This is a genomic window from Streptomyces sp. NPDC004051 (assembly GCF_053604275.1).
In genome coordinates this window covers 20,107-33,034 of the sequence record NZ_JBSGHG010000041.1, presented here as the reverse complement: position 1 = coordinate 33,034, position 12,928 = coordinate 20,107, and the positions used below count along the sequence as shown (strand labels likewise).

Genomic DNA, 12,928 nt, shown 5'->3' with positions numbered 1-12,928 from the left:
TCACCGAACACCTCCGAGGGGCAGAGTGGCGAGCACGCCCGGCAGTTGCTCCCGGTCGAGCCGGGTCAGCGCCGCGCCGGCCTCCCGCGCGGCGCTCTCCAGCGCACGCCGTGCTTCGGTCAGTTCCTCGGCGCTGCGCCCGGTGATCCGCAGATGGCCCCGCAACGACATCTCCCGCCGGTCCGCGCGCGCGAGGGTGAGACTGACCGTGGTGGCGAGCGCGGGAACCGCCGTGACCCGCGCGACGAACTGGGGCAGCGAACTCCCGTGGTCGCCGCCCAGTTGAGGCCACTTGCGGATCCAGTACGTGGTGTGCCTGCGGTTGTCGCAGCGCCAGCTCCGGCTGGACTCCTCGGTGCGTCTCTCGTGCCGGTCCGCCCGTCCGGCTTCGGCCGTCACCAGCGGGTTGGCGCAGGCCGACGTGGCGATGGCCGAGGTCAGCTCCTCCTCGTCGAGCACCGTGGCGCGGAACCCGGCGCCGGTCAGCCGGCTGACGAGGTGGTCGGCGACCCGCACGACGCACTTCTGCGCGCCGACCAGGCCCCCGCCCCGGGCCGCCACGGCCTCCGGACACAGCTCCGGGGTGACCTTCAACGCGATCCAGGTGATCCGTACCGCGGGAGCACCGGTCTGCTCCTGCAACGGCGCGTAATTGCTGACGGCCACGGACTGACGCGGCAGGTGCAGCGCGGGCGCGGGCTGCGTGTGCAGCACGATCTGCGCCGACTCCAGGAGGATTCCGTCCACCTCGAGCGCGTCCCGCACCAGGGCCAGTGGCAGCGGCCGCCGGCTCCGCTCGGCGCGCAGGGCAGTGGCGTCCCCCTCCACCTGCACCACCGCGGTGACGAAGGTCCCGTCCCCGATGATGCCGACGGGCCGCCGCTCCCGGCCGCCGTACGCGTACGTGCGCAGGCTCGGATCGCACTCCAGGGCCGGGGCGAGTCCCGGCTCGGTGCCGGGCGCTATCACCAGCTCCGGGGCGCGCTTCCGCCGGACGCGCAGGGCCCGCGCCGTGGCGACCCACTCGGGCAGGGAACGGCCCCGGCGACGGACGAAGGCCGGCAGGACCAACGCGACGGAGATCACGGCGGCGGGCACCAGAGCCAGGGTGCCGAGGGCCCATCCGACGAGGAGGACGGCGACCGCGAGCTCCAGCAGGACGATCCGTTGCAGCCGGAACGAACCCGGCCGCCCCGCACGCAGGCTGAGATGGAGACCGCCTCGCGCGGACGGCTGCCGCGTCGCCCGCGACCCCTGCCCGGCGGAGCCGCGTGCCTCCGTCCGGTCACGGCTCGAGGCCCGCGTTCCGGCAACCATCACTCCATCCCCCCAATTCGCCCGCAACTCGCTGGAACTCCGGTACCGCACCAGGCTCCGAAGGGCCCAGGCACCCTACCCGGTCCCCAACTCCCCCCTCACACCAGGCATAGTAGGGGCCGCGTCCGGCATCGGCGGGCAGGGGACGGCGATCCCCGGCACCGCCCGGGCAGACACGGGCGGGCCCGGGGCAGACACGGACGCACACGGGCGGGACACGGGGAGAGACACTCACCAATGGCATCTCGGCGGGATCAACTCAACGCCTACACCTTCGCGAAGCGCCGCTTGCTCGCGGCCTTCGTCCAGTCGTTCCCGCACGGCTCCGAGGAAGGCGCGCCGCGCCCCCTGCGGGGCGTGGTGCCCGGACTCGTCATCGGCGTGATCGTCATGGCCGTGTTCGGCGCCTGGGGCATGTTCAAGCCCACCGCGCCCAAGGGCTGGGACACCCCCAACGAGAAGGTGATCATCGCCAGCAAGTCGACCACCCGGTACGTCGTCCTGAAGACCGGCGACGAGGCCCAGCTGCACCCCGTGCTCAACATGGCGTCCGCCAAGCTCCTCCTCGCCCCCGGAAAGGGCGACGTCGTCACCGTGAGCGAATCGCTCCTGGACAGCGGCAAGATCCCGCACGGCCTCACCATCGGCATCCCCTACGCCCCCGACCGCCTGCCCTCCGAGAAGGAGGCGGGCGCCGCCAAGCGGTGGGCGGTCTGTGAGCGTCCGAGCGCGGGCGGACGGTCCATCCAGAAGGCCGCGCTGGTCCTCGCCGACCGCGAGAAGGAACTGACCGAGGGCAAGCAGAAGCTGACCGGCGGCGAACTGCTCTACGTGGCAGGCCCCGACGGCAAGCGCTTCGTCGTGGACCCGGGCGGCACGGCGTACCGGATCGACGAGGTGGACACCGGCGCCGACCTGGAACTGCTGCTGCGCACGGTCGTCGGCTCCGGACGCGAACCCCAGCGGGTGTCCCGGGAGTGGCTGGCGACCCTCCACCAGGGCGACCCGATCACCTTCCCGGACGTCGAGGGCACGCCCGGCACACCCGCGAACGCCCCCGGCAAGCTCGGCGAGTCGGCCGACAAGGTCGGCACGGTGCTCAAGGCGTTCGACAACAACAAGGAGCAGTACTACGTCGTGCTGCCCGGCCGGGTCGCGCCGGTGTCCGCCTTCGTCGCCCAACTCCTGCTGTTCAGCAAGGACCTGGCACAGGTCGGGCAGGCCGGACAGGCACTGGACATGAGCCCCGGGGCGATCGTCCCGGGCGAGCCCTTCGGCACGGAGCACGACTGGCCGACCGGCACCCCCGAGGCGGTCAACTCGACGTCGGACGCCAAGGGCAGCCGCAACACGATCTGCAACGTCCTGCGCGGCGTCGGCGACAAGGGCGCCACCACCCTCAGCACCTGGGCGGGCACCGACTTCCCGGCCGACCTCCCCGCCGGCTCCTCCAGCGCCTACGTCACGCCCGGCTCCGGTCAGCTCTACCGCCAGTTCAAGGGCGCGGAGACGAAGGCGGGCCCCGTCTTCCTGGTCACCGACACCGGCCTCCGCTACGTCCTGCAGTCCAACGCGGACAGCGCCACCGACGACGCCGGGATCGGCATGTCGGCCGAGGAGAAGAAGCAGTTGGAGCAGGAGGCCCAGCAGGCCCAGACACGCCTGGGCTACGCCGACGTGGACCCCGCGCCGATTCCCGCCGCCTGGTCCGCGTTCCTCCCCACGGGCCCCCGCCTGTCCACGGCCGCGGCACGCCAGCCGCAGGGCTCGTAGCGGAGGACGCCACCCATCATGCGACGCAACAAGCGCCTTCGCTTCCTCCCCCTCCTCACGGCAGCCGCCGCGACCCTGCTGACGGCGGCCTCCCTGGCCGGCGCGCCCCCGGCTGCCGCGGAGGACTCCTTCTCCGGCCAGTGCGCATACCCCAACGCCGCCTATCCGGGCCGCCCTTGGTCCCTCCAGCGCGTCCGGCTCGACGAGCTGTGGAGCGAATCCAGGGGCAAGGGCGTACGGGTCGCCGTCATCGACACCGGCGTCGACGTGAAGAACCCACAGCTGAAGAACGCGGTGGACGTGAAGAGCGGCCGCAACTTCCTGCCCAAGAACCTCAAGGACAAGGACGGCGACCCCGTCGACCGGGGCAACGAGAACGGCACCACCGACACCGTCGGCCACGGCACCAAGGTCGCCGGCATCATCGCCGCCCGGCCCGCCGAGGGGACCGGCTTCGTGGGCCTGGCCCCCGAGGCGACCATCATCCCGATCCAGCAGAACGACGCGGAGGGCAACGGAGACACCGACAGCCTCGCCCGCTCGATCGACCACGCCGTCCAGGCCGGTGCGGGCGTCATCAACATCTCCCAGGACACCGCGGGCGCCGTCGAACCGGACCCGAAGCTGAAAGCGGCGGTCGAGGAGGCCCTGGCCCGGGGGGTCGTCATCGTCGCATCGGCGGGCAACGGCGGACTCGGCGGCAACACCAAGAAGACCTACCCCGCCTCCTACGAGGGCGTCCTCGCCGTCGCCGCCTCCGACCGCAACAACGAACGCGCGGCCTTCTCCCAGTCCGGTGACTTCGTCGGCGTGGCGGCACCGGGCGTCGACATCATCTCCACCGTTCCCCGCGGAGGCCACTGCGCCGACAACGGCACCAGCTTCTCCGCGCCGTACGTCGCGGGCATCGCGGCGCTCATCAAGGCCGAGCACCCCACCTGGACCCCACGCCAGATCGTCGCCCAGATCGAACAGACCGCGGAACGCACCATCGCCGGCCACGACCGCCTGGTCGGCTGGGGAGTGGTGGACCCGGTCCGCGCACTGACGGAGGACGACCGGCCGATCGAATCTCCCAGGCCCGACGAGGGCTTGACCAAGGCTGAGGCGCCTGCCGCGGCGAAGTTCCCACTCGGCGAGACCGCCGACGAACGGAACGCCCGCCTCGCGACCTACGTCACCGTCGGCGCGGCGGTCCTGGTGGCAGGGCTGGGCGGAACGGCGGTGGCGATCCGGGACGCCCGCAGACGGCCTCGGACGGCGGGCGTTCGCAGGGACCGCACTGCAATGTGAGAAAGACCGCTCGGTCACGGTCGGGGTGCCCGTGACCGAAGTGAGAGCCATATTGTCCGGTGAACGACGGGCGAAAGCCTGCAGTGTGTCAGTACCACGACTGGATATGGCAGTTGGGACTGTCGGTGCGGGTCACTAGAGTGGTTCTGTTGTGATTCCGTTGTGGTTGCGGCCGTGATCGCCGCAAGGGCGCGAACCGTCGGGTGACGTGCGCGGACCCGGCCACAGCACGGGGAGAACGGGGAGGAGAGCAGAGTGCTTCCTGCAGACGGGGGCGGGGGCGCAGCGGATCTGCGCCGCGGTGTGATGGCGTTGTCGACGTTCAAGAAGCGGGTGGACGACCTGCTTTCCACCTTCGAGGAATCGCCGGGCGGCTCGTCGAAGGTCCGGGCCCACAGCCTGCCGGAGACGGCCTTCGGCAGCGGCGCCTTCCCGGAGGGCAAGATGCTCCACCTGGAGTACGAGCGCGTCCACGAACGCATCACCGCCCTCTCCAAGTCGCTGGCACTCCAACTGGAGGCCATGCAGATCGCCGTACACGGCGTGGACGTCACCTTCGACAACCTCGAAGAGGAACAGCGCCGGCGGTTCCACGAGATCCGGACCGAGGTCAACCAGACGACGGAACAGATGCTCGGCCAGCGTGACAACCGTGCTGGCCAGACCGATGCGGGGTACTCATGAGCGGCGAAGAGAACAAGCCGGTCCTCCACCAAGAGGAGCGGCAGGAGGCGCTGGCGCAGAACAACATGCTCGATGCCGTCACGCGCATGAGCAGCCTCGCCGTCAGCCCGTTGGGTTCGGTCCGGGGCATCCACTTCGCTTTCACGAGCTTCGAGGACTACAAGCTCAACCAGATGATCGACATCGTCGACTCCGCCAACCCGGAACTCCTGGAGTCCGCCGGCACCGCCCTCATCGATGCCCGGGACGCCATCCAGAAGGCCGCCGACGAACTCGAGGACAACCTCCTCGGCGACATCGACTGGAAGGGCGAGTCCCAGACCGCCTTCACCAAGTGGGCCACCAGCCTCGTCAGGACCGCCAAGGGCATCGCCGACTACGCCGATGTCGTCGGCACCCAGGTCATGGCCGCCGGCTCCGGCCTCGCCTCCGTCCGCAAGTCCATGCCCCCGCGCGACAACCGCACCGACCCCAAGCGGGTCGAGGAGATCCCCGAGGCCAAGCAGGTCGACAGCAACGACGAGTACACGGCAGCGGTGAAGGCAGAGGACCACCGCCAGGAAGCCATCAACCAGATGTACCGGCTGGCGTCGTTCTACACGGTGTCAGCGGGAACGATGGCGAAGGCGGAGGAACCGGTGTTCCCGAAGATGCCGGATGCGGGGGTCCCGGAGCCGTGGGGCGGTGAGAAAGTGGAGCCTCCCCGAGTGCGGGTGACGCCAGGGCTGCCGGGGGCCGAAGATTCGGCAGTCGTAGACCGACAGCCGGTTAATTCACCTGCCGCGCGGTCGCAGCCAGTTGGAGATCTAGCGCCCGTCACCAGGGAAACAGTCGATGCCGTTGCACGTCCAGACCAACGAGTCGGCACGGAGATCAACAGCGCTGGTACGTTGCCGCCCCAGGAGGCCATGAAGCCGACCACGGCCACACCACCAGCGACGGCTGGACCCGTTGGTCAGCAGGGATCGATTCCTCCCATCGTCCCCAGCACGGCTACACCCGCTCTTCGCGGGACCGTTGGACGCACCCGGGGACCCAGTGGCGTGCCCGCGGCCAAGGTTCCCTCGTCGGCACAGGGACGAGCCGGGGGCACAACAGGCAACACTCCGGCAGGTCGTACCGGACCTGGTCCCTTGGGCCAGAGTCCACGTGCTGCTGCGCCGGGGCCGGTGGGAAGCCGCGGGACCGGCCCTCTGGGACCAGTGGGACGTATCGCGCTGCCGGGGCAAGCAGGGAGTCCCGGAACTGCTCCTGTGGGACGTGGCATCGTCGGCGGGGTACCGAAGCCTGGAGGACCGATGCCCGGACACGTCGGAGGTGTCCCCCGTGGTCCTGTAGGTGCTGTGGGAGCCTCGCCGTCCGACCGTAGTAGTCCCGGGCGTAGCGGTGGTGTTATCGGCGGGCGGCCAGTCACTGGCGCTGCGCCTGGCGGGAATGGCTCCAAGTTGCCGCGCGGCACGGTCATCGGTGGTGAAAGTGCACCTGGTTCGCGCACGACTGGGCAGAGACCCGGTCAGCACGGGGTGATCGGAGTACCTTCTACGACGTCGAACACAGGGCAGGCTTCCCGCCGTTCCGTCCGCAGCCCTGACGGTGTCGTCAGAACGCCCAACGGGAGAGCTCCCGGCCCAAGGAACGGAGTACGCACCACTGAGGCATCCTCCGGGACGCAACGTGGTGCCACAGGTAACCGCGGCTCCGACACGGGCCGTTCACGTCGCGATGAGCGGCGCAGTGATCCGTCGGCGACCGACTGACCGGACTGAAGAAGGACAGACAGAAGCATGGTGTCAAGGTTCAGCCGACGCGTCAGGCGGAGCGCGACCTCTCGGGAGCGGCACAAGAGGTGGAGCACTTGTGTCTGCTCAGCACTTGGGGCTGTACTCATCCTCTCGGCAGGTCTGACGTCCGGTGCAGTAGCTGCAGACGCCCAGTCGCAACAGTGGTACCTGTCGGCGATGAAAACCGATGAGATATGGAAAGTGAGCACCGGAAAGGGGGTCAAGGTTGCGGTCATCGATTCTGGTGTCAACCCTGAAACTCCTTCCCTGAAAGGGCAGGTACTCACGGACGAGGTGCCACGAACTGTCGCTTATGGGGCCACTGATGATTACGATGGCCATGGCACAACCATGGCGGAACTGATCGTCGGCACCGGCGCGGGTGGGGGCCTGAAGGGGCTTGCTCCCGGAGCCAGAATCGTGCCTTACCGGATCGTGTTCACCGATGTTCTGAAGGACAAGGCGGAGATAAGTAAGACTCCGAGCCCGGCCGAAGCGATCAGAGCAGCTGCTGACAGCGATGCCAAAATCATCAATATGTCATTTGGAAGCCCGGGTGACAACTCCGAAGTTGAGTCGGCCGTAAAGTATGCTCAGTCCAAGGGTAAATTGATGTTCGCCTCCGTGGGGAACGATGCGGAAAGAAAGAGCCTCATTGGATATCCTGCCGCCTATCCCTATGTAGTCGGTGTTGCTGCCTCGGACGAGTCCGGAAAGGTAGCGAAGTTTTCGGAGTACGGAAACTACGTCGACTTGGCAGCTCCTGGGATCAACATGCCCGGCTGGTGCGACGCAACCTTCCGCTCGTACTGCGATCAGGGAGGAACGAGCGCCGCCACCGCTCTCACCTCTGCCTCCGCCGCCCTTATCTGGTCCGCCCACCCCGACTGGACTGCCAACCAGGTCCTCGCCAGCCTCATTGACACCGCCGGCCGCAGTTGGGCTAAGGACGACCCGAGCGTTTACCTCGGCTACGGCCTGATCCGTCCGCGCAGGGTCCTGATGGACGCAGACTTCAAACCCAGCCCGCCCGGCACCGACCCCCTCGCCAGGGAAAACGCCACCGGGGTCCTGGACGAATCGGGTGACCCGGTGGCCACCTCCCCCGCACCGTCGCCCGAGCCCTCGAAGGAACCGGAAACGTCGGATGGCGATGACCAGAACTCAACAGCCGCCTTCGACACGGGGACTTCCGACAACACCACCCTCTGGGTGGCCCTCGGAGCCGCAGCGGCGGTCCTGGCGATCGGGGGCGGCGCCTTCGCCGTGATCCGCTCACGACGACGCGCATAGAAAAGGCGCACACACCAACCGGCCCCCGGCACAACCGACCACCCACCACCACGCGGTGCCACACCGCACCGCACCACCGCTCTCACGAAAGGGACTGCCGACATGGCTGAAGGCCGCAAGCTTTACGAGGCCCAAGTAGAGAAGCTCCAGACGAACGTCGTCGACCGGTACGACTCGATCAGGCAGTCTCTCACCCGACTCCAGGCAACGATCGACATGATCGAGAAGCATTGGACCGGCCAGGGCGCCATCGCCTTCGACAAGAAGCAGACGGAGATCAACAGCCACATGGCCTCGATCGGCCGCATGCTCGACGACTTCCTCGAGGGCATCCAGCTGAACAAGGCCGACAAGCGCAAGCTCGAGGACCAGATCGAGGCCGACGTCGCCAAGATCTCGGTAGAAGACCTCGGTGGAAAGACCTCGGCACTCAGCAAGTACTGACGCGAGTTCTCGAAGACGACTGCCGACTCCCAAAGAAACGAGGAAGACATGCCCGCACCCCACTACAGCGAACTCGCCGTCACCTACGGCACCATGGACGCGCTCGCCACCGAACTCGGTGACCAGGCCAAGAAGCTCGAGGAGGACCTCGAGGCCCTCAAGAAGGCGGTGCTGGAAGCAGCCGAGGGCTGGGGTGGTGAAGCGTTCGAGGAATTCACCAAGAAGACCAAGGAGTGGGACCGTCACGCTTCCGGCATCCACCAGGCGCTGCTCAGCATCGGCAAGACCGTCGGCGCCGCCGGCGGTGACTACCGAGGCGGCGACCTGAGGGGCGCCGGCTACTTCATGTAGGGCGACCGCGCACAGCGCACGCAGAAAGCGAACAGGGTGGACACGCGCGGGAGGTGTCCACCCTGTCGTACGTCATGACACGGCAGGCATTGCCTCTCAGAGAGGCCTGAACTACTGCACCTCATCTGCGAGCGCCTTGGCGAGGTCGGTGACCTGCTTCCGGCTCGGAGAAGCGGCCCCCGCCTCTCCGACACCGACCAGGAGGGCGGCGTCTCCCTCGCCGTCGAGCTTCAGGCGTACAGCAGCGACATTACCGCTGTCGGCGACCGTCATCTCTCGGGCCTTGGCTTCGGCCGCTTCGGTGACGTAGTTGATCGAGTTATTGACGGACGCCCCGGTCAGCGGTGAGATCACCGGTGCCAGGTAGGGAATCGCATGTGGCTTGCTGGTGGCGATGGTATGCACCTGCACATCGTCCTGACCGATATGGAAAGTGCAGCTCACCAGTACACCAGGATTCTCGGCCAATGGATCCCCGGCCTTGGCGCGCTTGCCACCCGCGACCGTGGCGACAGGTGTTTCATACTCCTTCTGCACTGAGCCGGGGCCGATCTTCCCCTCCAGTCCCGCGGTCCCTGCGGCCTTTGCTATGTCGTAGGGCAGCGGGCAGGTGTCCGCCCCGTCCTCCGGTACGCCGTCGGCGGTCTCGGTCAGGCCGGCCAGGCCCAGAGGCAGCGCCCCGCCGTCGCAGCCGGTCAGCAGGGCCGCAGCGGTCAGAACGGCTGCGGCCACCGGCCGATGTCGTACGTGTGCCATGTTCCGTTTTCTCAATGTCGTCTGGGGCCGCAAGTGTTACGAGCTCTCAGGCTTCGTTGCAGTTCACGGCTGCCATCGCTTTCGGGAGGTAGGCGCGCAGGAGTTGTGTCAGGTCGGACCTGCGCTTCGAGGTCTCTTCGGGGATCTCCTTCTCGAGTTCGATCGTGGTGACGAAGCGCATCGGCTCGCCTTCTCGCGTGCAGTCGGCCACAGCAGTGGCTCCGCGATCTGCGATGCGCGCCGCATCGCCTACATCCACGGGGGAGGGATTGCCGAGCCGCAGAAGTCCGCGGGCCTGTACCTGGATGGGGTCGACGTCTGCCGGGACCACATCGTCGGAAATGTACACGATGAGATGCTTATCCACGGATACGCGGCACCGTGGGCTGACGACGCCGTTGTCGTAGGAGCGTTGGGTGAGTTTCTTGCCGTCGGGCAGGAACGGGGAGATCAGATCGGGGTCCACGGTCACCCCGCACAGGTCGCGGGGCACCGAGTAGTCACGACCGGTTCCCGAGCAGCCAGCCAAGGTGAGAGTGAGGAGAGCGGTGAGGACCGCGGTGCCGAGCGCGTGTCCGCTCGGCCGGTGCAGCCGCTCCTGTGGTGAGGAGGTGTACTTGGTCACTGGTCTCCTGCCAGCCCTCGGGCGCGGGTGTTCCCGTCGAACGCGGCTGTGTTGATCTCGGTCGTGAGGGTGTAGCGAGTGTTGCCTTGGTGGTCGGGATTGGCGTCCCTCCATACGTCGGCCAGTTGCTGCAGCTGGTTCTCCCGGCCTTTGAAAGTCTTGCTGTTCTGTTGGGCTGTCTCCTCGTTGATGCGCTCCTGCTCGTCCAACTGCCATTGGTAGGCGAGCGCGTCGATGCCGCGCTGAACGGCGTCACCGGCCACGGGGATGAAATTCGCCGCGCCACCGAAGCCGTGGTACAGCCACTTGGCGTCCCAGGACGGGTCGTCCTCGTCCGTCTTGAGTGCCTGGTAGCGGGCCTCCTCCAGGAAGCCGACGGTGTGTCCGGCTCGCAGGAGGGTCTCCTTCGGGTCGCTGGGGTGGTCGTGGTAGAAATCGCGGATCATCTCACGGTTGAGACCCTCGTTGAGGATGCCGTAGGCGTTCTGGTCGCGGGATACCTGCTTGGTCACTTCCAGCAGCTGCTGACGATCCAGCTGCCGAGGGTCGTCCGGGTCATCCGCAAGGGAACTGGCTGTGTGGTGGACTTCGTCGCCCCAGTTCCCCAGGATGGTGGCCATGTCGTCGCGGAACTCGGACGGCATTTCGTCGCCGGCCTCGGAGAGGTACTTCAGAGACCGGTCGAGGACGCGGCGGTTGTCCGCGGTGTGCTCCACAGGCACGGCGTTCGGGTCGTTGGGGTTGACTCCGGTGGCTGCGGCCAGCAGTGCCTTGCCGGTCGCCTCGCGGGACTGATTGCTGTCGCCGTCGTCGAGGGGTGTGTCATCGAAGACCGGTCGGTCCTTGAGCACCCACTGGGCGTTGTCCTGCGGCTTGGTGGTGTTGAAGAAGTCCGTGGCGGCATCGGGACTGTCGGACAACGCGGTCATGAAGCCCGTCATCGGGTCCCGGCCGAAGTCCTCTCCGATGAAGTTCATCTTCGGCATCGGCGGCAAACCACCATTCCAGTAACGGTCCGGCAGCCGCATCTTCTTCTCGGTTTCCACCAACGCGTTGCCGTACTTGTTCAGGAACGTGTCGTCGTAGTCCCCGGTACGCATGAGGTTGCTCATCAGCTGGAAGCCGTACACCTGAGTCCCGCGGGTCTGGATACGGTCGTCGCCGAGCTGGACCATCTGCTCCTCCCACTGGCGCATTGCGGGAGAATCGGAACGGGTGGCACCGGCCAGCACGAGGCCGAGGTTCTTCTGCAGGTCGCCCAGCTGGTCGTGGCGTGACCGTTGCAGATCGCCGCCGTCGGAGGGGTCGGACAGATCTGCCCAGAAGTCCAGCGTTCCCCGCGGGCCGAGCGTCGTGGCGAACTTCTCCTGAAAGAAAGGGTCGTTGCGGTGCGTGGCCAGAGCGCGGGTGAGCTGGTCGAACTCCGCGGGCGACATCGAGTCGCCCTTGTCCTTGATGAGGTTCGCAAGCCTTTCGGCTTCCTTTTCCCGCAGGGCCCGGGCGGCGGAGTCCCGGTCCTCGTAGGAGGCACCAGAGAAGCCGTACTCGACTTGGTCGACCAGGGCCCGCAGCGCCTGGTCGGCCGAGTTGTCGCTCTCGGTGGCCGCTTTCAGGATGCGCTGGACCTCGTCCCTGAGGCGGTTCACATCCTGCTGACTGTGGTCGGGCACGGAAGTGCCCTTGGCGGCCCGGTCGGGGTGAATGTTCATGGTGACGGTGAAGGACCCGTTGCCGGTGTCCATCACCGTCAGGTTCTTCTTCAGCCCGTCCGAGATCGCGTCGTTGAGCTGATCCCGGTAGCCGGCGAGTTCGTCGCGGGTGTCCTTGAGGATGTTGTGGATGCTGGTGGCCTCAGTGTGGGCGTCGGCGAACTCACCTGCGGTCTTGGCGATGAACTCACGCGACACCGCGGCGTTCACACCAGCCCAGTTGGCCTTGGCAGCCGCGCTCTTGAGGCCCTCGCGTGCGTCCTTCTCCAACTTCTCCAGGTGGCTGACCACCCCGGACCAGTCCGCGATGGCGGTGTCCAGCGTCGTGAAACGACCGAACCGCAGCGTCTCCAGGTCCATCAGCGGCCCGCCTCCTCACTGAATCCTTCATCGAGGGTCGAGATGCTGCTCAGCATGCCCGAGATGTAGTGCTCGTCTCCCCGATGGATCTTCTTGGTGAAGTCCAGGTGGTTGGAGATATGCGCGCAAGCGTCGAGGAGCGATGTCAGTTGTTCCTCCCAACGCTCCTGGACGTGATGGAGGCCACCGCCCAGGCTGAACCCCTGGCTCTTGAGGTCGGTGGCTGCGGACTGGCTGCTGGACCAGGCATCACGGCCGTGGTTGCCGAGGGAGTCCCAGAGGTCGAACGCCTTGTCGCCGATGGAGGCGAGGTCCTGCTGATTCGCTACTAGGTCACCGGCCGGTGCGGCGCCGCCTCCGTCAGCGGGAAGCTGATTCAACTGCATGCCCGTGGCCGAGCGTTCCGCCACCTCACGCTTCAGCTGTTCCCATTCCTCCCAGACCATGCCGGAGTCCCTCCCCGTTGATGACCGGCACACCTTCAGTGTTCGCCAGCTTGCGTTGTGCTGTGATCTGTACCGCAAGGACGTACCAAATGGATC

At 67.3% G+C, this 12,928-nt stretch carries 12 protein-coding genes; 7 read left to right on the top strand and 5 right to left on the bottom strand.

Going from position 1 to position 12,928, the window contains the following annotated elements; genetic code table 11:
- Complete coding sequence (gene eccE, locus ACWEQO_RS29700) at positions 1-1,317, bottom strand: type VII secretion protein EccE (protein ID WP_452985880.1); 1,317 nt, start codon at positions 1,315-1,317, stop codon at positions 1-3.
- A 237-nt stretch (positions 1,318-1,554) separates the two neighbouring features.
- Between eccE and eccB the strand changes: the two genes are divergently transcribed.
- The 7 genes from eccB to ACWEQO_RS29665 all read left to right on the top strand — a co-directional run bounded on the left by eccB (position 1,555) and on the right by ACWEQO_RS29665 (position 8,936).
- Entirely contained in the window at positions 1,555-3,090 is a 1,536-nt protein-coding gene (gene eccB, locus ACWEQO_RS29695; RefSeq protein ID WP_452985879.1) for a type VII secretion protein EccB, read from the top strand.
- Positions 3,091-3,108: 18 nt separating this feature from the next.
- On the top strand, positions 3,109-4,383 hold the full coding sequence (mycP, locus tag ACWEQO_RS29690) for a type VII secretion-associated serine protease mycosin (RefSeq protein ID WP_452985878.1): 1,275 nt from the start codon (positions 3,109-3,111) through the stop codon (positions 4,381-4,383).
- 255 nt (positions 4,384-4,638) lie between these two features.
- Positions 4,639-5,067 (top strand): hypothetical protein, encoded by a 429-nt coding sequence (locus ACWEQO_RS29685; RefSeq protein ID WP_452985877.1) that lies wholly within the window; start codon positions 4,639-4,641, stop codon positions 5,065-5,067.
- Positions 5,064-6,824: a hypothetical protein gene (locus ACWEQO_RS29680; RefSeq protein WP_452985876.1), complete on the top strand. Its 1,761-nt coding sequence runs from the start codon at positions 5,064-5,066 to the stop codon at positions 6,822-6,824. The genes ACWEQO_RS29685 and ACWEQO_RS29680 overlap by 4 nt, the downstream gene beginning before the upstream one ends.
- 201 nt (positions 6,825-7,025) lie before the next feature.
- On the top strand, positions 7,026-8,141 hold the full coding sequence (locus ACWEQO_RS29675; protein ID WP_452985875.1) for a S8 family serine peptidase: 1,116 nt from the start codon (positions 7,026-7,028) through the stop codon (positions 8,139-8,141).
- Between the two features lie 102 nt (positions 8,142-8,243).
- Positions 8,244-8,585, top strand: a complete 342-nt coding sequence (locus ACWEQO_RS29670; protein ID WP_202281526.1) for a WXG100 family type VII secretion target — start codon at positions 8,244-8,246, stop codon at positions 8,583-8,585.
- Between the two features lie 48 nt (positions 8,586-8,633).
- Complete coding sequence (locus ACWEQO_RS29665; RefSeq protein WP_361459945.1) at positions 8,634-8,936, top strand: WXG100 family type VII secretion target; 303 nt, start codon at positions 8,634-8,636, stop codon at positions 8,934-8,936.
- Between the two features lie 111 nt (positions 8,937-9,047).
- Here ACWEQO_RS29665 and ACWEQO_RS29660 read toward each other — a convergent pair whose 3' ends face one another.
- From ACWEQO_RS29660 to ACWEQO_RS29645, 4 genes are all read right to left on the bottom strand, one after another.
- On the bottom strand, positions 9,048-9,668 hold the full coding sequence (locus tag ACWEQO_RS29660; RefSeq protein ID WP_452985874.1) for a hypothetical protein: 621 nt from the start codon (positions 9,666-9,668) through the stop codon (positions 9,048-9,050).
- Between the two features lie 70 nt (positions 9,669-9,738).
- On the bottom strand, positions 9,739-10,317 hold the full coding sequence (locus tag ACWEQO_RS29655; RefSeq protein WP_361459947.1) for a hypothetical protein: 579 nt from the start codon (positions 10,315-10,317) through the stop codon (positions 9,739-9,741).
- A complete protein-coding gene (locus ACWEQO_RS29650) occupies positions 10,314-12,386 on the bottom strand; it encodes a hypothetical protein (RefSeq protein WP_452985873.1) in 2,073 nt (690 codons plus the stop codon). Before ACWEQO_RS29650 ends, ACWEQO_RS29655 begins: the two co-directional genes overlap by 4 nt.
- Positions 12,386-12,832, bottom strand: coding sequence for a hypothetical protein (locus ACWEQO_RS29645; protein WP_452985872.1), 447 nt, complete (start codon positions 12,830-12,832; stop codon positions 12,386-12,388). The genes ACWEQO_RS29650 and ACWEQO_RS29645 overlap by 1 nt, the downstream gene beginning before the upstream one ends.
- Positions 12,833-12,928 lie beyond the last annotated feature (96 nt).